The organism is Pseudoalteromonas sp. JC3, from assembly GCF_030291895.1.
GTDB lineage: Bacteria > Pseudomonadota > Gammaproteobacteria > Enterobacterales > Alteromonadaceae > Pseudoalteromonas.
Map to the genome: position 1 here is coordinate 105,129 of NZ_CP127856.1, position 23,199 is coordinate 128,327.

Below are 23,199 nucleotides of genomic sequence, written 5' to 3' on the forward strand. Positions count from 1 at the left end.
GGGTAACTGAAGCAAATTGGCAATATTTCCTATCTATGATAATCTTTACTGTATATAAAAACAGTTATCTGAATTTGTGTTGAGAAAAGAATTACCCGCCAAATATTACTTAAGCCACTTTAGTGAGCTTAGCGATTATTTACTTAAAGTATGTCAACCGCTATTAAGTAGTGCTCAGCGTGAGCTGCTGGCTGAGCTACACCGCTTGCCTGAAGATGAATTGTGTTTGTTAGTGCGGTTTATTTCCCGCAAAACTCCTTTTCTGGATATCAATTCACTGCGCTACGAAGAGATCAATAATATTTGTGAAGTCGCGTTTTCATTAAAAGCAAAGGGATTACTTCGTCAGGTACAACAAGACGACTTTCAAGCGCTGCTGCATTGCTTAACTAAACCATGTTTAATTGAACTTGCCGAGCGAGAGAATTTAACTACACTGCCAAATAAATCGGCAAAAAAATCGCTCTGGGTAGCGTATATCAATCAATCTGTCTGCGTTGAACATCTAAATACACAAGAATACCTATCCCAGTATCTCACGCTCTCATTTCAAGCCGATATCGACTACTTTCTATTTTTGTACTTTGGCAAGATAGGCTTTAGCTTAGCGCAATTTTCGATGCGAGATCTTGGTGTAATGAATACCAGGAGCGCTGACGCCGCTTACCATGCACATTTTGAGCAAAAAGCAGAAGCCGTGAGCGCGTTTTATTATGCAAATGCACTCAGTGAGCTCAAAAATGCCCCTGAAGATGAATTAGTGTGGCGTGCTAAACAGGCCGCAGCGCAACAATTGCCTAAGGTTGATGGGCAATATGCAGTGACTGTACATGCAAAGTACCTGTTAACGCTTGCCAGAAAGTTAGGTCCTGAATTTTCCCATTTTAAAACCTTACTAGGTATGACTGAGCACCCTCAAGCTTGTGAGATGTTGATACGACATAATTATAAGCAAGGTGAAGTTGAGCTGGTGCGAGAGCAATTAGAGCGCATTTTGCAGGGGGAAAGCGATGAAACATTGATGATCTTTGCGGAAGACTTTTATCAGCGTAAATTTAACCAAAAACGCACTTCTGTACTTACGGATATGCTAAGAAAAAGTCAACCTGCAATTCAAATTGATGAGGCTTTTAAGGGACAAACAGAGGCTGGCGTCATTGCTTATTATAAACGTCATGACATTGAGGCCTATCATGTTGAAAATGAAATTTGGCTGGCCTTATTTGGATTGACCTTTTGGCAAGAACTGTTTTATCACCCAAAAAGTATCGTTGCTAATGGGTTTTCTAGAACTCCGCTGGCGTTAAAAGAAAATCGCTTTTACAACGAATTTGAGGAGGAGATTGAATGTCGCTTAGCGAGTTTTACAGATACTTCTGCATGGGTGAACTGGCTTCTACGCCAGATGAGCGAACATTACGGAGAAGCCAATCGGTTGTTTAATTGGCATGATAAGATGCTCGACTCAATAAAAATATTATTGTCTTACTTGGCAATTGAGGATGTCAAATCTGTTTTAAGGCTAATGTGTAGTGATTTTCATCTGATGAAATCTGGTTTTCCCGATCTGATGATAGTCGACGAAAAAGCAGGCTTAAGGTTTGAAGAAATCAAGGCTCCAGGTGATAGTCTTAGCCGAAGTCAGCTAGTTAACATTTCTAAACTCTTGCAATGTAATATTCCCACGCGACTGCAAACCGTTGAATGGCATATTTGCAAAGAGCAACCTTATGTCGTTGTCGATATTGAAACCACCGGTGGCAACAAAGAGTTTGATCGCATTACCGAGGTAGCCATGGTAAAAGTCGTTAACGGCGAGGTCGTTGCTAAATGGCAATCACTTGTTAATCCGATGCGTCGTATCCCACAAAAAATCACTGAACTGACAGGGATCACTCAGGCAATGGTGAGTGATGCTCCAAGTTTTTTTGAAATTTTGGAGCAAGTTGAGCTGTTTAGCCAAGGTGCTATTTTTGTCGCGCATAATGTGAACTTTGATTATGGCTTTATTCGGCAGGAGTTTGCTCGAGTCGGCCGAGAGTTTACTCGTGCGAAGTTATGTACTGTGCAGTTAGGCCGAAAGTTTGTGCCGGGCCTGCGCTCATATGCGCTAGGGGCATTTTGCCAAGCGATGAATGTACCTTTGGTTAATCATCACCGGGCGATGGATGATGCTTATGCTACAGCTGAAATTTTCATTGAAATCAACACCATAAGACAGGAAAAGTAGCATGTCAGCGGTTCGTTTAATGCATCAGCAGATGGGCCTATTTTGGGGCGCAGGCGTGTGGTTAGGGGCGCTTTGCGTATCTAAGCTACCTTGGCAAGCGGTTATTTCTGCAGCGGTGTTGTTGGTTATTAATTTATTTATATTTGCACTTTTTTGGTGGGATAAGCGCGCTTCAACACTTGCTCAATCGCGCATTCCTGAACGTAATTTACTACTGTGTGGGTTACTTGGGCTCAATATTGTCACACCAGTGGCAATGTATATGCTCAGGCATAAAACCATCAAACCTAGCTTTAATTTTAAGCTGTTGATGGTGCTCATAATGCAGACCATTGTATTCGGTATGCTGTTTATTTGGTTATTTATATAGGCCCTAATACGTTAGTAGAATTTTTTATTGATAAATTTTCTTTATTGACTAATTATCAGTAGGATAATTGGTATCAATGAGAGAACAATAATGAACAAACTAGAGACGTTATTAAGTCAGTATGCCATGTATCATCGCAGCAAAAGAAACATTCTGACTCACTTTTTTGGGATCCCGTTAATTGTCATTGCTGTTGTGGGTATGACTTTTATCCCGCTATTCAGTGTATCAGGAGTGACCATCACCCTGGCCGCGCTGATAGGGGTAGTTTTATGTGGCTATTACCTGATGCTATCCCCCATTTTTGGGCTCATGATGAGCGCCATCATACTGGCTTTTTATTTTCTTGTTCAAGCGTTGAATCCGCTCATCGTTAATGCAGGAATAATGACGGTATTGTTTTGGGCTGGTGTTTTCTTTGTAGGTTGGGTGTTACAGTTTATAGGGCATTATTTTGAGGGAAAAAAGCCTGCGTTTGTCGATGATTTGATTGGTTTAGCAATTGGACCACTGTTTGTACTTGTGGAGCTTTTATTCGTATTGGGGCTATGTAAAGAGCTCGAAAACAAAATAGTGAATAATGCTGGAGAGTATAAAGCATAGGAAAATAGTTGGGCCGAAATGCTATTTCTGCCCAACTAACAATATCGCTTAAGTTGTCATGCGAGTTTCTAATTTAGAGCCTTTTATTATCGTGATATCTTGGCAATTCAACCTTACTCGGCCACAGCGAGTTTCTAATAAAAAGGTCGCTTCTGGGTAATCTTCACCACCTGAATCGACAAATTGCTTGCGTGCGCGGTGAACCATAATGTTCATATGGTTTGTTTGTACACCGAGTGCTTTTGCTAAGTCATCGCGGTAAACCCAACCTTGAACATCCGATTCAAGGCCTGCATCTTTATCTTGGATCCGAGTTCTGGCAAGCAGCAACAGTAAGTAGTGATGACTTCTGACGCCTAAATCTAGGTGTTTATCGTCAACACTTAGTGTTAATTGGGTATCTTCTTCGTCTTGACTTACATTGAACTCTAGCGCCATTGGCTTGGCAGCTTTTTGGCATTCAAGGTGCTTAGTTACCGCGATTGTCGTGGCAGAAAAAAACATCCATTGGTCGTTCATCAGCGATACAATACTGCCATCTATTAAGGCTTGTCGATCTGAAGTATTGAGATCTTCTAAAAACCAATAGTTGAGCAATTTATCATAGTAAATAATGTGTTTAGGGTCATCTTCACTAGGAAGTAGAAGTTGATTCGTTACTTCTACTACTTTTTGGTTGTTTGACTGAGAAACTAGATATTGACACTCGGTTTGCAAGTTCGCCGCCACAAACGAGTTTTGACCAGGTGCTGCAAAATCAATCTTATCATTTTCGAATAGCTGATACGGCAGGTTCTTGTCGAGCTTTTTATCGTTTATCCAGATGCCGTTTGTACTCACATCTCTGATAAACCATTTGTTTTCATTGAGTTCGATAATGGCGTGATGTCGCGATACTCCCGGCTTGTCTATCAAGGTATCTACACTATATTTATAGCGGCCTACCGTATGATAGCTTTTAAGATAGACTCGTTCGAGTTTCTGTTCGTCGATTAAATAAGCCATAGTTAGTTCCGTATAACTTTGATGAAAATTACATGCTTATACAAAATAGATATCACAATTCAGCAAGGCGTAAATTTCATCTATATCAATGTATAAGTGCCGTGAAGCATACAATTTTATTTCCTTCTACTCAATGATAAAGACCCACGAGGTGGGTCTCGTTGAGGGAAGAATTCACCAGTACTTATCGTACCGGCTTGGTCTAATTTGGAATTACAGTTTTTCTAGTTTGACGCGGAACTCCAATGCCTAAACCAATTGTTTGATATTAGGGTGATAAATCCTAGCAAACATCTTCAGTCTAATTCGTTTGCTTAAATTTAGCTATTACACGGCATTACACTGAGATTACAGGAGTTTTAGACTTCATTGACTTGAATATATTCACTGTATAAACCATATTTTAATTAGAGAGGAGTGAGGTTAGCTCTCATGTGCTCGAGTTTTCGTAATCTCTCTTACTTTTCCAGTTACCTAAAATAATTTTTTACTGCCTTTGCACTGGTTGTTCTTTTTATTTTTAGTTGTGGATTGTTCACAGCAACATAAAAACCAGACTTTCGAAGAGCTTTATAGAAGCAGGAGTATAAAATGGGCCAATACAAAGCGTTAAAAACCGTTAAGTTGGAAGGGGTATTTCAGCTTTGTGATCACTTCGATTCAGAACCTTTAAATATGGACAGTAGTGCGATTAAGGTGGTGACTGACTTTACTCGCAGGCAGCCTCAGGTGATAGCAAAAGACGTCGATATTGATCATGCTTTATACATGATGAAAAATGGCCATGTGCGCTCAAAGCTCGTTGTCGACGAAGATGATAATTTCTTGGGAGTGGTAAACTGTCGCGACCTTACGGGTAGAAAGGTCTTAAGTGTTGCCCAGCGAAAGCAGGTGTCGAGAGAAGATGTGTGCGTTGAAGATGTGATGGTGAGTAAAGAAGAGCTCTACGCTGTTCCCTATGAAATGGTTGCTAAAAGTACAATAGGAGATGTGCTTGAAACCTTACAAAGTTTAGGATTGCAGCACGTTTTATTGGTTGGTTCGGAAGGGCTCAGAGGTATGATCTCAGCTAGTGACATCGCAAGAGCATTGCATATTCCAGTGAGTATTTTGCAAAAACCGACTTCATTCAAAGAAATCTTTGGGGTTGTTAGCGGTAAGGAAGACTTAGCGAATTAGGTTTTATTATAACAGGTCGTGTTGTTTTCACCGGAAAAGTTTAGCGCTTAACAATATGACAACTTGGTAGATCCTGTTCATTCTCCTAGCTCCTAGGTGTGGTTTTTAACAAACCACACCTTCTGAAACCTTATAGGCTTTCGTTTTGTAGGTATTTAATGGCCCCTCTAATTGCTGCCACTTGACCCGCGATACAGTTTTCTGGTGTTGCGTTTTGACCATCAGGGTAAACTTCTGTTGTTGTTACAAAAGCGGCATTTGTCATACCCATACATAAACCTAGCGCAGTACCGTCATAATTAATCACACCGTGCTGTTCTAAATCAACACCGATTAACTGCCCATGGTCATCTGCATCAGCAATCTGTGTTACCGCAGCTACTTCTTCGATAATACGTTTTTGAAATTTAGCTTCCGGTTTTTGTGTATGTCCGACTAAATAGAAACCGTCAGGAATGTTCCAATTATGATTCTCTTTACCATCTCTTGCTGCCAATGCTGGGCGGAATTCTGAGTTGTCGGAATCTGTGGTTTCGTGTAAATCAACATGACACAGAATATCCGCTGCTTTCTTATTGACAAAGTCTATTGCTGATCGAGACTCAGGCGCTGGACTATCCGCATAAAAAGAGCGATTAGGGTCAACGGCTTCTGGGTTCCAGCGGTTTATCGTTTCATAGCCCCAAGGACTCAAGCAAGGCAAGATAATGAAATTATAAGCCTGTTCATATTGTTGTGCTTCTGATTTGGCAAAAGCAAGAGCACCATGTACACCGCTTGTTTCGTAGCCATGCACGCCACCGGTAACCAGTATGGTCGGTTTGTTTTGCTGCCAGTTTTTTGTTGTTAATGCATATAGAGAATAAGTTTGGTTGGGGTAGTCAAGCTGACCATACTCGGTGACGTCAAAAGTGTGCTTGAGCGCTTCTATTTGAGTTACGACTTCTTCAGAATATGAGCGTTTTATCGATTGGTTTTCTAACCACAATGTTTTTTCTTTTGAAGTCCAAGGTACGCCGAGCGTACCTATAGCATATTGTCTTTGCATAATAACCTCGTTATAAGTTTAGGTTATCTTACTCAATGCCTCGTTTTGAAAGCAACTTTATGAGACTTACTACACGCGAATAAGGATAGAATTAAATGTACCCGAGTAGTTTAAGGCTATGTTGTTGCGCAAGATTGGGTTTGAAAGACCAGATCCTTAGTTCTCCGGTTGTAAGATAAAGTTTGGTGTAACTAAACCATAGTAATCCTTCTACGGAAATTTTTTCCACTTCTTCTGCTGGAATATAGTGCTTTTGACCTAACAAGCTGTGATAAACCACACCTTGATTGCAGATGATTACTCGGCTTTGACCACTGAATATTGCCCATAGCCCTGTAGCAATATAAAACATGATTGCCGCAGATAGCGTTAATTGGACAAACGAAATCATGCTAATTCTTTCAGACACTATTAAAGTATCTAAGATAAGCAAGCTAAGCGCGATAATAGAAAGGGAAATGAAAAATGATAAGTTCATTCCTAATTTTAACTCTTTCATTGTTGTTCCTATTTTTCTTTGATTGATTTTGAGAGTGTGCAAATTATTTCAACAAAATGAATCAATTGTGGAGGTCTAGAACTTTTCTTACTAATTCAAACTTTAAGATTGATGCTTTTTGGGGAGGCTGGTTCTTTATTCGTATGTGTTGGTGCTTGTGACCAGCATACGTAACCCATTTTAGCGATACAGACCGTAATGTTGAAGGAGTTTGGATGCTTCTTATATTGTGAAAAATAAAATGTAATAAGTTGGACCCGATAGTCCTTTTGACCTTTAACAAGCTTTGGAATGAGGTGTAAATGAACTTGCACTTTTTTAATATGACAAATGGAAAAAGTTAGCATATGTTTAAACATTAGCGTTTTTTGTTCCGTCTTGAAATATCTGTGATCTTAATTTGCAGAAAAGGGTTAAGGAAGAATTATGAAATTTGAACAGCTATTAAACCACTTTGATACTGGTGTTTGCGTCGATCAGATGCAAAAAGAAGCTCTAATTGATATCGCACTATTGTTTATTGGTGTTGACGGTGTCATCAGCGAAAGTGAAAAGCATGTTGTGCGAAAGTGGGCAAAAAGCCTACATTGGAACTCTGCAATCGCATTAGACGATTATATTGAAGACAGCCTGTCAAAGTCTGTTGTTGCGATAAAAAATAATGATATTGAAGCTTATGTGCAACACCGCATGAATAACATTATTGATGAACCGATGCGTAAACTTGCGAAAGATCTAGCCGTGCGTGTTATTGAAGCTGATGGCAATGTGAAACAGGCAGAAAAGGAGGCACTCGCCATTCTTGAGGCGGAACTATAACATTGTTTTATTTGCGAACTAAGTGGACCTAATTTGTCTAGTAAAATGCTTAGGTCCACTGATATTTAAGAGTAGTTACTGATTAGGCTTTAATGTACGCATACATTAAGTCCTGTTTCACTTTGATTTCTCATGTTTGAGAAAATTGCTGTATTAGGCGCGTTTGCTGCTCGATTTGAGTCAGCAATTCTTGACTTAAAATAAAAGATTTCTCGCCGTGCTCCGTGCCTTTCTCTGCGAGCGTAGTCACGCTGTCAACGTTTATGCTTATCTGTTTTACCACACAACTTTGTTGTTCAATGGCGGCGGCAACACTGCGATTTAAGTCGGCTAGATGCATCACATGGTTTTGAATGGTATCAAGGCTTGAACCGTTATTTTTTGCAAGATCAACACTTTGATTTGATAAGCTATTACTTTTTTGCACTGACTCTACAGCGGAGCTGGAAATATCATTTAGCTCTTTAAGTAATTGCGTGATTTCTTCTGTGGAAGTTTGTGTGCGTTGTGCAAGTGTGCGAACTTCATCTGCTACAACTGAGAATCCTCGCCCATGTTCGCCCGCTCGGGCGGCTTCGATTGCGGCATTTAACGCAAGCAAGTTGGTTTGATCGGCAATAGAGTTGATAACACTAAGGATATTTTGAATTCGATCATTACCGGAGACTAAGCGGTTCACGGCATTGTTCACTTCCATTAAATGCTCATCAAGGTAGTGAATCGAGTCGATGACATCCTTTACTGCGGCTTTACCACGCCCAGCCTGTTGTTCTGAGTTATTAGCCGCATCAGCAGCGTGGTTTACGTTTTCTGAGAGCTCGTCAATCGTTTGTGAAAATTCGTCCATGCAAACGACCATTTCTTTTGCCTCGCTTGTTTGCTGCTTTAGTAGTTCAGCAACAAATTGGCCGCTTTGTGTAGTAAGTTTTGCATTTTCACTTACTCGAACGGACACGTCGTTTACTCTGCCCACCACCGCAGAAATTTTTGCCTTCTGCATTTCAAATGCTAGTGTAATATCAGCAACCCGATCGCGAGATTGACCGTATACCACAGACATTAAATCATTATCAAAAATCGTTTTGGCTTGTGTGAGCAAAGCTTTATATTTAGAGCGAAAACGTGCGGTTAACGCAATTGTGATGAATAGTAGAGTCAAAGGTAGCAGCGTAAACCAATGGTTGTTTAATAGCGATGCTAGAGGCAAAGTTATCGCGATGAAAAGCAATAACATAAATGAGAGGCGAGTGCTGTCATAGCGACTCGTTTTTTGTTGGCTATCAAGAGTGCGATAAGCATTTTCTGCGCGTTTAATTACCTCGGGAGAAGGACAAGTTCTTACAGATTGGTATTCAACTATGTTGCCTCGCTCGTCTTTAATGGGAGTGACAAAAGCGTTTACCCAATAGTAATCCCCATTTTTTGTTGAGTTTTTAACAGGTCCCATCCAAGATTGGCCATTTTGAATGGTAGACCACATATTTCTAAAAGCCGCTTTTGGCATATCCTGATTACGAACTAAGTTGTGGGGCTGACCAAGCATTTCTTCAATGCTAAAGCCTGATATGTCACAAAAAGATTGATTTGCGTATGTAATTCGACTGTCCAGATCCGTTGTTGAAAGCAATACACTGTGCTTGCCTAACTTTATTTCCCTACCCATTATTTTTGACATTTGTTTTTTATCTCGGTAGCTAAAGACAAGGCGAAATATAAATCTAAGACTTTATAGTCAGAAGGTTTTTTTACCCGAATTGCGCTTTAATAACGTGTTTTCTGACCAAGATCAGGTTTATCTTTGGTTACCTCATTCGAGGTTAATTTGATTGTGATGCATCAATAAATTCAACCAGCTTTCATGTTATTGAGTGTAATTAAAGGTGGTATGGAATTCGCTTTAGTTACAATCATTAAGCTGAAATTGCGCTAATGTCGGCAGATTTTTCTTAGCTGATTTACTCGGTCGGTAATTTCTACTTATGTTTGTAATAAAATAGGGGGAGCCACCAGTGAAAAATGCGACACTTTACCGAATGCATACCTCATCGCACATTTGCCCTTTTGGTCTCAGAGCTAAGGATTTGCTTTCACGAGAGGGTTTTTATGTAGACGACAGAGTGCTCAAGTCAAGGGAACAGACGGATGAATTTAAAGCCACTCATAACGTTGACACTACACCACAAATATTTATTAACGATGAACGTATTGGTGGCTATGAGGCGCTGCGTCGATATCTAGGTAAGCCGTCACATAAGGAAAAGAAAAGCGTATACTGGCCAGTACTTTCGATATTTTTAGTCGCTCTGCTGGTCACATTCGCGATACAATTTCCTGTCAATAATCTTGTGGAATGGGTAATGCCCTTTATTGGGTTTTCCATGCTGTTACTCGCGGTACAAAAGATACGCGATGTTCATAGCTTTACAAACTCCTTTATCACTTACGATTTGTTAGCGATGCGTCACCTAAAATACGCGTATGCTTACCCCTACTTAGAGTTATATGCCGGCGTTTGCATGCTAACAACTTTGCCAGCCATTTATTATGCACCAGTGGCAATATTCATAGGGTTTATAGGCGCAATCTCAGTGTTTAAGGCCGTATATATTGATAAAAGAGTGCTCAAATGTGCATGTGTTGGTGGTGACACTGATGTGCCTTTAGGTTTTATATCATTAACCGAAAATGTGGTTATGTTTGGTGCAGGGTGGCTTATGTTGCTCAGCTATTTTAAGCTAACCTAAAGTTCGAATAAGACCTGCTAGGCACTAAAGGGCTACCAACTGGTAGCCGTCACAACTAGCAACCTAGTGGTGCGCTAAGACCGCCGACTCGACCCTCAATGTCGGTGGCTTTATAGCTTGGCAGGCTAGGTAGGATATTCAGGCCTGCTCTTTGTTCTACTTCGTCAATGGTTACTTCTGTTTTGCAGTAATCAAGGTATCTTCCAGAAGTTTGCTCCATGATAAAAGCAGAAGCCTTCACATTTGAGCCAGCTATTGTGACGACGACCTTAAAATAGCCTGACGGAATAGTGTGAGATTCATCAGCACCAGGCAAGGTAGCAAAGTAATATTCATACAAGGGACCCGTGAACACATAGGCATTTTCGCCCGTTCGCACTAAACTTCTCACTGCATTCTCTAATTTAACCCATGGACCCTGATTAAGGTTTGATGATTGTGGGGTAATGTTCGAGAGATAGTTAGTATCGCTCCAATTGGATGTATTGGAAAACGACGCCAAAGGCACTTGATGACCTCTATCTGTATGGATAGTTGCCCACGCATCGCTGTAGTCACTTGGCTCTAGCGTGTATCTACTTGCAATTTTAGGGTCTGATTTCCAAGTTCTAGAACGGCTTGGTCCGTCAATTGTGCTTGGTGTGACTTTGTATGCTACCCAGTCCGCAAACTTTGTTGCGCGATTATTGCTAAGCACATATATAGGTCGCTCAACGATATCATTACTTGATGGTGTGCCAGTTGGGCAACCGTAGTTGCTACATATGTTGGTGTTTGCATTTGCAGTCGCACTGACTGCAAGCATGAGTATTGCGAATTTCATTTTAATCTCCGTGCTTAATTGAAAGTCACGCAATACTAGGTTGGTTATTTGTCAGTATTATTACCTTAATGTAAATATATTGTGTTTTGTGATTACTGCTGTTAGTTGAAAACTACTGTGAAAGAACCGATTTATAAGGCGTTATAGCTATAAATTATGTTAAGAATCCCTCATTTTCATTTTACTAATTAACTGGAAAATAGAGGCTAGGAGCAGAGCCGACATAATGGAATAGGCACAAATAATCCAAGCCTGAGTAATGCATGCCTTTTGGTCTTGTCACGTAGAGTACTGGAAGTAGAAACTACACTGTTTGAAGTTTAAAGTGAGAGGTTGTGTCGGGAGAAAGCATTTAATAGCCGACATCAGCGATATGTTTTGGTGTTCTTATTTCGGCAAATCAATCTATTCAAGCTGAATTAGTCATCAGAGTCATTCGTTTTTGAGGGCTTTGCCTCTGACGAGGAATTTTTCTTACATTGTTTTAAGGCGTTGACATTGAAAGGAGTCGCTAGCGATGCTCATTGAGGTGAGTTTCTAGTACGTCAAAGAAAACAAAGTTCATAAGTCTGAACAGGAATAGCGAACGAAAATTGGAAAAGTTATATTACTAAGATACTAATACAGCGTATTTTACGAACGGAAATGAATGAAGTTAACTTATTGAATAGAGTGTAGAAAAACTGGTCGGCATAGCAGGATTTGAACCTGCGACCCCTGACACCCCATGACAGTGCGCTACCAAGCTGCGCTATATGCCGACTTGTGCTTTACTATACGGATTTTTTTTTGAAAGGCAATAAGTGGTTGGTTTGTTTGGACATTAAATGAACTCAAGGGCGTATTTTTGTGTTCTTCGTCATTAATCCTGAGTTTTATAAGAAGAAAGCGCACTAAAAATAAGCTCTAGTGCGCTGTATTGGTCTATTTAGTCCAAATGCCTTTTGGTAGTGTTTTTTCTACTTCAGGGTTGGTACTAGGATCAAACTCTGGGGTTACGCCAGCTTTAAGCTGCTTTTTATAATCGTTGGCAAGCCATAGCACGACTTTGCGAAGCATAAAGAGTGCAACCACGTTTACTACAGCCATTAAGCCCATTGAAATATCAGCGAGTGTCCAAACCAGTCCAAGTTCGCTTACCGCACCAAACATTACCATGCCTAATACACAAGCTCTAAATACCATCATGCCTTTCTTTGAATGGTGATCTAAAAACAGTAGGTTGGTTTCTGCATAACTATAGTTGGCAACAATGGAAGTAAAAGCAAAAAATAGAATAGCCACTGCAACGAAAATTGCGCCCCATTCTCCTACATGATGAACCAATGCAGATTGTGTTAATTCAATGCCAGTTAAACCTGAGTTTGGCTCAAGTTGACCGGATAAAAGAATAAGCGAAGCGGTCGCGGTACAGATCACTATGGTATCTACAAATACACCTAGCATTTGTACATAACCCTGTGATGCTGGATGGTTTGGATTTGGTGTTGCACTTGCTGCAGCGTTTGCAGCGCTACCCATACCCGCTTCATTTGAAAATAAGCCACGCTTGATCCCTTGAAGCATCGCTTGCATTACGGCGTAGCCAATAGCACCAGCACCCGCTTGTTCAATACCCATTGCACTTTTTACTATTAACATAAATATGTCTGGAAGCTGCGCAAAGTTCACAGCACAGACGTAAAGTGCAAGTATAAGATAAGCAACGGCCATAAAAGGCACGACGAGTTCGGCAAAGCGTGCAATAGTTTTTAAACCACCGAAGATGATAATCCCTGAAGCTGCTACTAACGCAATACCCATCACATATTTAGGTACATCAAAGGCAACGTTAAATGCTGCAGCAATAGAGTTGGCTTGCACCGCATTAAAGACGAAACCAAATGCAAGGATAAGGCAAAGTGAGAATAACACCCCCATCCACTTACGTTTTAAACCTAGCTCCATATAATAAGCTGGGCCACCACGGAAGTTTCCGTCATCATCTTTTGTCTTATATAGCTGCGCTAAGCAACTTTCAGCAAAACTGGTCGCCATACCAATCAAGGCAATGAGCCACATCCATAATATAGCACCAGGACCGCCCAAATAGAGCGCGACACCAACACCTGCCATATTACCGGTACCAACCCGTGCGGCGAGTGAAGTACAGAATGCTTGAAAAGAGGAGATACCATCTTCAGCACCTTCGCGGCTTTGCATCATTACCTTCACCATATATGGGAATTGAGTGAATTGAATAAAGCCAAGCCTAATTGTGAAGAATACACCTGCAGCTATTAAGAGGTAGATAAGTAGATGGCCCCATAAAAGACCACTTATCGAGTTTAAGATATCAGCCATGTATTTAGCCTTTTTCTAAGAACGAGTAAATAATGGGGCGGTAATCTACCACAAAGAAAAGCAAAAGCCGAAATTCCTATGGGTTATCCACAGAAAATGTGGATAAGTTGTTAGGATTCGGTGGGCTAAAAAGCATTTGAAAAATAAATAGAAAAAACCGAAAAAAAGGGTTGCACTAAAATCGGATCGCCCTATAATGCGACCCCACTGACACGGGGCGCTACGCTGAAAAGCAACAGGCTAACGAGTTGGGAGTCAAGTAAAACTTAGGTTTTGAGGATTCGAAAAGAAACTTAAATCGATAATCGAAGTGATTAAGTGTTGACAAAAAATTGGGAGTGCTTAGAATGCACATCCCTCGAAACAACGAAATGTTTCGAAACGTTCTTTAAAAATATGAAGCAATCATCTGTGTGGGCACTCGTACAGATTGAGTTCTAACAGCAGATTCTAGTTCGCTAGATGACGCAAACAAATTTAGAGTCTCAATTGTAACTGAGTGACTATATAGTCAATTCGTTTTGATTTTACTTTTTTGAAAAGTAGAAACAAACAATCAGAATTCAATGAGCACGAAGCTTAGGCTTCAAAAAAACTTTTAATTGAAGAGTTTGATCATGGCTCAGATTGAACGCTGGCGGCAGGCCTAACACATGCAAGTCGAGCGGTAACATTTCTAGCTTGCTAGAAGATGACGAGCGGCGGACGGGTGAGTAATGCTTGGGAACATGCCTTGAGGTGGGGGACAACCATTGGAAACGATGGCTAATACCGCATGATGTCTACGGACCAAAGAGGGCTTCGGCTCTCGCCTTTAGATTGGCCCAAGTGGGATTAGCTAGTTGGTGAGGTAAAGGCTCACCAAGGCGACGATCCCTAGCTGGTTTGAGAGGATGATCAGCCACACTGGAACTGAGACACGGTCCAGACTCCTACGGGAGGCAGCAGTGGGGAATATTGCACAATGGGCGCAAGCCTGATGCAGCCATGCCGCGTGTGTGAAGAAGGCCTTCGGGTTGTAAAGCACTTTCAGTCAGGAGGAAAGGTTAGTAGTTAATACCTGCTAGCTGTGACGTTACTGACAGAAGAAGCACCGGCTAACTCCGTGCCAGCAGCCGCGGTAATACGGAGGGTGCGAGCGTTAATCGGAATTACTGGGCGTAAAGCGTACGCAGGCGGTTTGTTAAGCGAGATGTGAAAGCCCCGGGCTTAACCTGGGAACTGCATTTCGAACTGGCAAACTAGAGTGTGATAGAGGGTGGTAGAATTTCAGGTGTAGCGGTGAAATGCGTAGAGATCTGAAGGAATACCGATGGCGAAGGCAGCCACCTGGGTCAACACTGACGCTCATGTACGAAAGCGTGGGGAGCAAACAGGATTAGATACCCTGGTAGTCCACGCCGTAAACGATGTCTACTAGGAGCTGGGGTCTTCGGACAACTTTTCCAAAGCTAACGCATTAAGTAGACCGCCTGGGGAGTACGGCCGCAAGGTTAAAACTCAAATGAATTGACGGGGGCCCGCACAAGCGGTGGAGCATGTGGTTTAATTCGATGCAACGCGAAGAACCTTACCTACACTTGACATACAGAGAACTTACCAGAGATGGTTTGGTGCCTTCGGGAACTCTGATACAGGTGCTGCATGGCTGTCGTCAGCTCGTGTTGTGAGATGTTGGGTTAAGTCCCGCAACGAGCGCAACCCCTATCCTTAGTTGCCAGCGATTCGGTCGGGAACTCTAAGGAGACTGCCGGTGATAAACCGGAGGAAGGTGGGGACGACGTCAAGTCATCATGGCCCTTACGTGTAGGGCTACACACGTGCTACAATGGCAGGTACAGAGAGCAGCGAGCTAGCGATAGTGAGCGAATCCCTTAAAGCCTGTCGTAGTCCGGATTGGAGTCTGCAACTCGACTCCATGAAGTCGGAATCGCTAGTAATCGCAAATCAGAATGTTGCGGTGAATACGTTCCCGGGCCTTGTACACACCGCCCGTCACACCATGGGAGTGGGTTGCTCCAGAAGTGGATAGTCTAACCTTAGGGGGGACGTTCACCACGGAGTGATTCATGACTGGGGTGAAGTCGTAACAAGGTAGCCCTAGGGGAACCTGGGGCTGGATCACCTCCTTATACGATTTAGAACTTATTTGTTCGAAGTGTCCACACAGATGATTGTTGCTTGGCCTGATGGCTAAGTGATATTGCTCTTTAAAAATTTGGAAAAGCTGAAAAATTAAATTCTGATAGATAACGAAAGTTATTTATCGAGTTTTCGAAAGAAAATGCCGATTAATCATTTGATGATTAATTAGCGTCTACTTTAGTATTCAATATTAACTTCTGGCGAAGTTAAACTGTCTTTAGCAGTACAACTTAAAACTATTTTGGGTTGTATGGTTAAGTGACTAAGCGTACACGGTGGATGCCTTGGCAGTTGGAGGCGATGAAGGACGTACTAACTTGCGATAAGCCTAGTCAAGCCAGTAAGAGGCGCTTGAGACTAGGATTTCCGAATGGGGAAACCCACCTGCTTGCAGGTATCGTTAACTGAATACATAGGTTAACGAGGCGAACGCGGAGAACTGAAACATCTAAGTACCCGTAGGAAAAGAAATCAACCGAGATTCCGAAAGTAGCGGCGAGCGAAATCGGAGTAGCCCTTAAGCTTTAGTGTAGTTAGTGGAAGATGCTGGAAAGCATGACGAAACAGGGTGATAGTCCCGTACACAAAAACTTATCTAAAGTGAAATCGAGTAGGTCGGAGCACGTGAAACTTTGACTGAACATGGGGGGACCATCCTCCAAGGCTAAATACTCCCAACTGACCGATAGTGAACCAGTACCGTGAGGGAAAGGCGAAAAGAACCCCTGTGAGGGGAGTGAAATAGAACCTGAAACCGTGTACGTACAAGCAGTAGGAGCCTACTTGTTGGGTGACTGCGTACCTTTTGTATAATGGGTCAGCGACTTATATTCTGTAGCGAGGTTAACCATTTAGGGGAGCCGTAGCGAAAGCGAGTCTTAACTGGGCGCTTAAGTTGCAGGGTATAGACCCGAAACCCGGTGATCTAGCCATGGGCAGGTTGAAGGTTGAGTAACATCAACTGGAGGACCGAACCCACTAACGTTGAAAAGTTAGGGGATGACCTGTGGCTAGGAGTGAAAGGCTAATCAAACCGGGAGATAGCTGGTTCTCCCCGAAATCTATTTAGGTAGAGCCTCGGACGAATACTTACGGGGGTAGAGCACTGTTAAGGCTAGGGGGTCATCCCGACTTACCAACCCTTTGCAAACTCCGAATACCGTAAAGTAATATCCGGGAGACACACGGCGGGTGCTAACGTCCGTCGTGGAGAGGGAAACAACCCAGACCGTCAGCTAAGGTCCCAAAGTGTATGTTAAGTGGGAAACGATGTGGGAAGGCTAAAACAGCTAGGAGGTTGGCTTAGAAGCAGCCACCCTTTAAAGAAAGCGTAATAGCTCACTAGTCGAGTCGGCCTGCGCGGAAGATGTAACGGGGCTAAACATACCACCGAAGCTACGGCTGCGTACGTAAGTATGCGGGGTAGGGGAGCGTTCTGTAAGTGGCTGAAGGTGTGCCGGGAGGCATGCTGGACATATCAGAAGTGCGAATGCTGACATGAGTAACGACAAGAGGAGTGAAAAACTCCTCCGCCGGAAGACCAAGGGTTCCTATCCCATGTTAATCAGGGTAGGGTGAGTCGACCCCTAAGGCGAGGCTGAAGAGCGTAGTCGATGGGAAACGGGTTAATATTCCCGTACTCGGTATGAATGCGATGGGGGGACGGAGCAGGCTAGGCAAGCATGGCGTTGGTTGTCCATGTGAAAGGCTGTAGGCTGGTGACTTAGGAAAATCCGGGTTGCTAAGGCTGAGAGTCGAGACGAGCCACTAAGGTGGTGAAGTTGTTGATGCCCTACTTCCAGGAAAAGCCTCTAAGCTTCAGTTCATACTGAATCGTACCCTAAACCGACACAGGTGGTCAGGTAGAGAATACTAAGGCGCTTGAGAGAACTCGGGTGAAGGAACTAGGCAAAATTGTACCGTAACTTCGGGAGAAGGTACGCTCTTGTTTGTGAAGGACTTGCTCTGTAAGCAAACGAGAGCCGCAGTGACCAGGTGGCTGGGACTGTTTATTAAAAACACAGCACTGTGCAAAATCGTAAGATGACGTATACGGTGTGACACCTGCCCGGTGCCGGAAGGTTAATTGATGGGGTTAGCTTAGGCGAAGCTCTTGATCGAAGCCCCGGTAAACGGCGGCCGTAACTATAACGGTCCTAAGGTAGCGAAATTCCTTGTCGGGTAAGTTCCGACCTGCACGAATGGTGTAACCATGGCCACGCTGTCTCCACCCGAGACTCAGTGAAATTGAAATCGCAGTGAAGATGCTGTGTACCCGCGGCTAGACGGAAAGACCCCGTGAACCTTTACTACAGCTTGGCACTGAACATTGACCCTACATGTGTAGGATAGGTGGGAGGCTTTGAAGCAGGAACGCTAGTTTCTGTGGAGCCGACCTTGAAATACCACCCTTGTAGTGTTGATGTTCTAACTTAGGCCCCTGAATCGGGGTTGAGGACAGTGCCTGGTGGGTAGTTTGACTGGGGCGGTCTCCTCCCAAAGAGTAACGGAGGAGCACGAAGGTTTGCTAAGTACGGTCGGACATCGTACGGTTAGTGTAATGGTAGAAGCAAGCTTAACTGCGAGACAGACACGTCGAGCAGGTACGAAAGTAGGTCATAGTGATCCGGTGGTTCTGAATGGAAGGGCCATCGCTCAACGGATAAAAGGTACTCCGGGGATAACAGGCTGATACCGCCCAAGAGTTCATATCGACGGCGGTGTTTGGCACCTCGATGTCGGCTCATCACATCCTGGGGCTGAAGTCGGTCCCAAGGGTATGGCTGTTCGCCATTTAAAGTGGTACGCGAGCTGGGTTTAGAACGTCGTGAGACAGTTCGGTCCCTATCTGCCGTGGGCGTTTGAGAATTGAGAGGGGCTGCTCCTAGTACGAGAGGACCGGAGTGGACGAACCGCTGGTGTTCGGGTTGTGATGCCAATTGCATTGCCCGGTAGCTACGTTCGGAACTGATAACCGCTGAAAGCATCTAAGCGGGAAGCAGGCCTCGAGATGAGTTCTCACTTTGACTTAGAGTCAACTGAAGGGCCGTTGAAGACTACAACGTTGATAGGCGAGATGTGGAAGTGCTGTGAGGCATTAAGCTAACTCGTACTAATTACCCGTGAGGCTTAACCATACAACGCCAAAGTGGTTTATAAGCGACAGAAGTTAATAGACTAAAGTAGACAAAAGAATTTAATAGCTTTTTCCAGATTTACATTGATGAAGGAGACTTCATTGATGAACAGAATTTCCTGGTGACTATAGCGTTTTGGACCCACCTGACCCCATGCCGAACTCAGAAGTGAAACAAAACAGCGTCGATGATAGTGTGGATTACCCATGTGAAAGTAGAACATCGCCAGGGCCAAATAAGAGAAACCCGTTGCAGCAATGCGACGGGTTTTTTTGCTATTTGGGGTAAAGTACTTCCATGTAGCATCTCCCCTTCGCGCGTCCTTGCGCTCACTTCCTCGAACTGCGAAGCGGTGCTTCGGTTTCTCGTCACCCAAACTCAGAAGTGAAACAAAACAGCCGAAGGGTCGGCCCCGGTCAATGATAGTGTGGATTACCCATGTGACTCTCTATTTAAAAAATGAGAACATCCTACTTCGTAGCGAGCCAGGGCCAAATAAGAGGTTGATGAAAAGCGTTCATCCATGAACTTCATCGACATTCGAACATCCATGTACATCAAAACCCGTTGCAGAGATGCGACGGGTTTTTTGCTGTTTGGGGTATAGAAAATCTCGCGAGGTAAACTCGCTCCCACCACAATATCAGCACAGTGCAACATGCTAAGAGGCGGTTCACCCACCGATGGCTTGCAATGAAGTTCCAGCAAAAAATGTACCTCAAAACCCGTTGCAGTAATGCAACGGTGGGGTATAGAGAGTCACGCGAGGTGAGCTCGAGCCCACCATATACATTGCTAGCGTGTGAAAAAACTCCAGGCGATAAAACGGCTTGTCTTATTACCTTGCTCCATCTCGATCACTTTTACTTGCTCTGCAGCGAACTGTTTAAGTTGCTGTTTAAGTGGTTTGACGTTGTCTTTATTAGAGATAAGGGAAGTAAACCAATAAACTTGCTCTTTGAAAGTGACACTCTCAGAGATCATATCCAGTATAAAACGCTTTTCTCCACCTTCACACCATAACTCTTGAGCTTGGCCGCCAAAATTTAGCGAGGCTTGTGGTGCTCGGTTAAGGTTTTTCCACTTTCTTTGCGTGCCCTTGTTTGCATCTGCTTCACTGGAATGGAAGGGCGGGTTACACATTGAAAAATGATAAAACTGGTTTGCTTTTATTATTGTTTTAAAAAAGTGATTAGGCTGCTTTTGTTGCATCACTTTTACCGGCAACTTATTTAGTTCTGCGATGGTTTTGGCACACTTCACAGCAAGAGGATTGATGTCAGAGGCCACAAAGCGCCAGTTATATTCTCTTGATCCCAAGATGGGATAGATCAAATTGGCACCAGTGCCAATATCTACGCCTTGCACCTTATCTGGCAAGTTACTTTCATCTAACAGATCTTTCAACGCATGGATATAGTCTGCTCTGCCTGGAACCGGCGGGCATAAAAATTGTGCGGGGATATCCCAAACTTGTATATCGTAGTCTGATTTAAGCAATGCTTTATTTAACAGTTTTACGGCATCTGGATTAGTGAAGTCGATGCTTTTTATGCCATCAGCTCGGTTGTAAGTAAAATTCTTTAAAGCGGGTTCAATCGCTATAAGCTTGTCTAGATCATAGCCTGAATTATGCTTGTTTCTTGGGTGCACAGGATTCTTCGAATAAATAAAAAGGATTATAACACTTTTAATCGAACGCTTAAGTCTTGAATACTGGCTTTATCTTAGAGGCATATCAACCCTTTTATTTGCTTCGTTTAAGAGTTTACTTATCAATCAGTCAACTGGTACGATGAGGTTAGTGTTAAAAGAATAAAAACAAAGAAATGATAGAGCAAAAATCACTATTAGTAGATATAGCAGATGGACATAAACTCCACCTCAGATATATAGCAAAACCGGATAGTAGCGGCCCCGCTGTGTTTTTTATGCATGGTGCAGTTGAAAATGGCAAAATTTTTTATACTGAAAGTAATAAAGGGCTAGCGCCTTTTTTAGCTGAACACGGCTATCGCTGTTTTGTTGGTGATCTTCGTGGGCGAGGAGAGAGCATACCTAAAATCGACGCTGAAGCGGATTATGGTCAAACTGAATCAATCTTGCACGAAATCCCTGAAATGCTGAATTTTATCGAACGATATACCGGATCTAGAGCACAATATTGGATTGCGCATTCTTGGGGAGGAGTATTGATGAATAGTGTTTTTGCACGCTTTCCTGAAGAAATTCCGCATGTTAAAGCATGTGTTTATTTTGGCTCTAAGCGTAGTTTACATAACAATCACCCGAGCAAATTACTTAAAGCAAACCTGATATGGTTTAACGTTGCGCACTATTATTCGAAAAAGCATGGGTACTTACCTGCGAAGAGACTTGGTTGGGGAAGTGATGATGAGTCTTTAAAGTCACATGCACAAAGCGCTGACTGGGCACAGAAGCACCCATGGGTTGACTCCGATGACGGTTTTAATTATGCCGCGGTATTACAAGACATGACGTTGCCTCCAATCTTGCACATTGCTGGCGTTAAAGATAAAGCACTGGCACAACCTGTCGATATTCAAGCGTTTATTCGTGAATCTGGAAAGGGGATACAAGAACTCAGAATTTATGGAAAAAAGCACGGCCATCGGCACAATTATGGGCACATAGACATGTTAACCCATAAACATGCACGTGATGATCAGTTTAAAGATTTGCTGGCGTGGTTTGATCGCTTTGTGGTTGAGCAATCATCTTCTCAATAAATGCTTCATAGCGCTGCCACTTTTCCAGTGGCTGCGTACTGATTGGCTTTCTGACCTGCGCCTTACTTAGGGTATGCACCGGCTTTTTAGATTTGTGAAACTCCAAGCATTCAGGTTCGTATTTTTGATATAAAAAGCTCAAGCATTGTTTGAGGGACTTTTCAGGCTCTGCAATAAGTTGTTCGTAACTGAGCGTAAAAATATCTCTTTTCATAAATTGGTTAAAATGTGACATCAAGTCGCTTTGCGCTTGCGCATACAAGGCAAATTCACTTAAAGAGCAAAAGTAGGGCTCGCTTTCGGCGAAATGATTACTGTAGACCGACCAGGCTGTTGCATTGAGGTTGCGAGTTAAATGAATAATTCGCGCCTCAGGGAAGAGCTTGTGGATTAAGCCCAGATTTTGAAAATTAGCTGGAAGTTTATTGATCACCACTTCTTCCGGCACTCGATGTCGCTTTATCTCGTCGACATAGAGTATGCGGCAATGATCTAACATAGAGTTACTTAGTTGGTCTAAACAACCTGGGAACTCTGAATTGTTGCGTTTACTGAGGTAAGGGACAATTTTATCGCTGATCACGGTATTCTCGCCTAGTGTACCAACATGTGAATGTTGCACTAGCATTTGTTCTAGGAGAGTCGAGCCAGTTCTTGGCAAACCAACAATAAAAACAGGGGTAAATGTTGTCTTAACCTTATCACTAGGTTTATCAAAAAACGCTTTGCCACAATACTTTTTGATTGATTCAAAAAATGGCAGCATGTCTACAGTACGAAACTCGCTCATCAGCAGCTGTGTATCATTCGCTAAAGCATAGTTATCTTGGGCTGCATTAAAGTTACCTAATTGTTCATGACACTTAGCAAGAGCATAGTGGACCACGGTTTTTAGTCTCGGTGCTTCAAACTCATTTTCCAATTTTTCTAAAATCGCTAAATATGTAGGTAATTCTTTGGCTGAGGACATTTGTACCAGTTCGTACAGCATAAAGGCAGTCACTGTACTATGAGGACAATCTAACCCCGCTTTAAAGACATTTTTGGCTTGTTCAATAAAGCCATAGTCCAGATAAAATTGACCGAGTTGGTAATGGGCTTGGGCATTATGTTTTGCCACGCTTAAGGTGTATTCAAGTACGGTTTTTGCGTCAACCGGTGAACCTACGGCTAAAAATGCATCGGCCAATGCGAAGAGCGGCTCAAGCATTTTTGGTAAATGTTCGCAGGCTCTTTTTAAATAGTAGATTGCGTTATCATACTGCTCTAAACGCATGCAAATGCGGCCTAGACCAAATAGAGCTGGACCGTTGTTAGGTGACTGTTTTAGTACAGACTTGTACATAAACTCAGCTTCTCTAAGCTTGTTTTCGGCTAATAATTCGTTGGCTCGCTTTAATAACAACATGTTTGTATTCAAAATTAACTGCTTTGTTATATAGGATAAAAATAAAAAGGCGAAATAGCTAATGCTAGTTCGCCTTTGTTTCTGGGTTACAGTAAA

General features: G+C 42.7%; 15 protein-coding genes, 1 tRNA gene and 3 rRNA genes. 10 read left to right on the forward strand and 9 right to left on the reverse strand.

All coding sequences use genetic code 11. The features are described from left to right. The first annotated feature begins 76 nt into the window (after positions 1 to 76). The 3 genes from QSH61_RS19295 to QSH61_RS19305 all read left to right on the forward strand — a co-directional run bounded on the left by QSH61_RS19295 (position 77) and on the right by QSH61_RS19305 (position 3,203). Positions 77 to 2,230: an exonuclease domain-containing protein gene (locus QSH61_RS19295; RefSeq protein ID WP_206471098.1), complete on the forward strand. Its 2,154-nt coding sequence runs from the start codon at positions 77 to 79 to the stop codon at positions 2,228 to 2,230. A 1-nt stretch (position 2,231) separates the two neighbouring features. Then, the gene (locus tag QSH61_RS19300; RefSeq protein WP_206471097.1) at positions 2,232 to 2,600 is read left to right on the forward strand and encodes a DUF1294 domain-containing protein; all 369 of its coding nucleotides are present in this window, start codon (positions 2,232 to 2,234) and stop codon (positions 2,598 to 2,600) included. 90 nt (positions 2,601 to 2,690) lie between these two features. Further along, on the forward strand, positions 2,691 to 3,203 hold the full coding sequence (locus tag QSH61_RS19305; RefSeq protein WP_206471096.1) for an Mpo1 family 2-hydroxy fatty acid dioxygenase: 513 nt from the start codon (positions 2,691 to 2,693) through the stop codon (positions 3,201 to 3,203). A 48-nt stretch (positions 3,204 to 3,251) separates the two neighbouring features. On the opposite strand, the gene QSH61_RS19310 is transcribed toward QSH61_RS19305, so the two are convergent. After that, entirely contained in the window at positions 3,252 to 4,208 is a 957-nt protein-coding gene (locus tag QSH61_RS19310; protein ID WP_010374789.1) for an FHA domain-containing protein, read from the reverse strand. 591 nt (positions 4,209 to 4,799) lie between these two features. On the opposite strand from QSH61_RS19310, the gene QSH61_RS19315 reads away from it, so the two are divergent. Beyond that, positions 4,800 to 5,387 carry a CBS domain-containing protein gene (locus tag QSH61_RS19315; RefSeq protein ID WP_010607539.1) on the forward strand — a complete coding sequence of 196 codons (588 nt, stop codon included), beginning with the start codon at positions 4,800 to 4,802 and terminating at the stop codon, positions 5,385 to 5,387. 130 nt (positions 5,388 to 5,517) lie between these two features. Here QSH61_RS19315 and QSH61_RS19320 read toward each other — a convergent pair whose 3' ends face one another. Beyond that, positions 5,518 to 6,435: a M14 family metallopeptidase gene (locus tag QSH61_RS19320; protein ID WP_206471095.1), complete on the reverse strand. Its 918-nt coding sequence runs from the start codon at positions 6,433 to 6,435 to the stop codon at positions 5,518 to 5,520. A gap of 91 nt (positions 6,436 to 6,526) precedes the next feature. Then, on the reverse strand, positions 6,527 to 6,934 hold the full coding sequence (locus QSH61_RS19325; protein ID WP_010607541.1) for a hypothetical protein: 408 nt from the start codon (positions 6,932 to 6,934) through the stop codon (positions 6,527 to 6,529). Positions 6,935 to 7,360: 426 nt separating this feature from the next. Here QSH61_RS19325 and QSH61_RS19330 point away from each other — a divergent pair, with 426 nt between their 5' ends. Beyond that, positions 7,361 to 7,753 carry a tellurite resistance TerB family protein gene (locus QSH61_RS19330; RefSeq protein WP_010607543.1) on the forward strand — a complete coding sequence of 131 codons (393 nt, stop codon included), beginning with the start codon at positions 7,361 to 7,363 and terminating at the stop codon, positions 7,751 to 7,753. Positions 7,754 to 7,883: 130 nt separating this feature from the next. Here QSH61_RS19330 and QSH61_RS19335 read toward each other — a convergent pair whose 3' ends face one another. Beyond that, positions 7,884 to 9,428, reverse strand: a complete 1,545-nt coding sequence (locus QSH61_RS19335; protein WP_227387838.1) for a methyl-accepting chemotaxis protein — start codon at positions 9,426 to 9,428, stop codon at positions 7,884 to 7,886. Between the two features lie 358 nt (positions 9,429 to 9,786). Between QSH61_RS19335 and QSH61_RS19340 the strand changes: the two genes are divergently transcribed. Beyond that, positions 9,787 to 10,497 carry a MauE/DoxX family redox-associated membrane protein gene (locus tag QSH61_RS19340; RefSeq protein ID WP_174170738.1) on the forward strand — a complete coding sequence of 237 codons (711 nt, stop codon included), beginning with the start codon at positions 9,787 to 9,789 and terminating at the stop codon, positions 10,495 to 10,497. A gap of 55 nt (positions 10,498 to 10,552) precedes the next feature. Here the strand turns inward: QSH61_RS19340 and QSH61_RS19345 are convergent, their stop codons facing one another. The 3 genes from QSH61_RS19345 to QSH61_RS19355 all read right to left on the reverse strand — a co-directional run bounded on the left by QSH61_RS19345 (position 10,553) and on the right by QSH61_RS19355 (position 13,663). Next, entirely contained in the window at positions 10,553 to 11,320 is a 768-nt protein-coding gene (locus QSH61_RS19345; protein ID WP_010607546.1) for a DNA/RNA non-specific endonuclease, read from the reverse strand. Positions 11,321 to 12,004: 684 nt separating this feature from the next. Further along, positions 12,005 to 12,081: transfer RNA gene (locus tag QSH61_RS19350), tRNA-Pro, on the reverse strand. Between the two features lie 163 nt (positions 12,082 to 12,244). Continuing rightward, entirely contained in the window at positions 12,245 to 13,663 is a 1,419-nt protein-coding gene (locus QSH61_RS19355; RefSeq protein ID WP_010607547.1) for an alanine/glycine:cation symporter family protein, read from the reverse strand. A gap of 599 nt (positions 13,664 to 14,262) precedes the next feature. Between QSH61_RS19355 and QSH61_RS19360 the strand changes: the two genes are divergently transcribed. The 3 genes from QSH61_RS19360 to rrf all read left to right on the forward strand — a co-directional run bounded on the left by QSH61_RS19360 (position 14,263) and on the right by rrf (position 19,176). After that, positions 14,263 to 15,795, forward strand: a 16S ribosomal RNA gene (locus QSH61_RS19360). 265 nt (positions 15,796 to 16,060) lie between these two features. After that, positions 16,061 to 18,945: ribosomal RNA gene (locus tag QSH61_RS19365) — 23S ribosomal RNA — on the forward strand. Between the two features lie 117 nt (positions 18,946 to 19,062). Further along, positions 19,063 to 19,176: ribosomal RNA gene (gene rrf / locus QSH61_RS19370) — 5S ribosomal RNA — on the forward strand. The 16S, 23S and 5S rRNA genes sit together here, the layout of an rRNA operon. Before the next feature lie 564 nt (positions 19,177 to 19,740). On the opposite strand, the gene rlmF is transcribed toward rrf, so the two are convergent. Beyond that, complete coding sequence (gene rlmF / locus QSH61_RS19375) at positions 19,741 to 20,598, reverse strand: 23S rRNA (adenine(1618)-N(6))-methyltransferase RlmF (RefSeq protein WP_206471877.1); 858 nt, start codon at positions 20,596 to 20,598, stop codon at positions 19,741 to 19,743. 176 nt (positions 20,599 to 20,774) lie between these two features. Here rlmF and QSH61_RS19380 point away from each other — a divergent pair, with 176 nt between their 5' ends. Beyond that, positions 20,775 to 21,695: an alpha/beta fold hydrolase gene (locus QSH61_RS19380; protein WP_174169382.1), complete on the forward strand. Its 921-nt coding sequence runs from the start codon at positions 20,775 to 20,777 to the stop codon at positions 21,693 to 21,695. Here QSH61_RS19380 and QSH61_RS19385 read toward each other — a convergent pair. Beyond that, positions 21,637 to 23,103 (reverse strand): tetratricopeptide repeat-containing sulfotransferase family protein, encoded by a 1,467-nt coding sequence (locus tag QSH61_RS19385; protein WP_206471878.1) that lies wholly within the window; start codon positions 23,101 to 23,103, stop codon positions 21,637 to 21,639. The genes QSH61_RS19380 and QSH61_RS19385 overlap by 59 nt on opposite strands. Positions 23,104 to 23,199 lie beyond the last annotated feature (96 nt).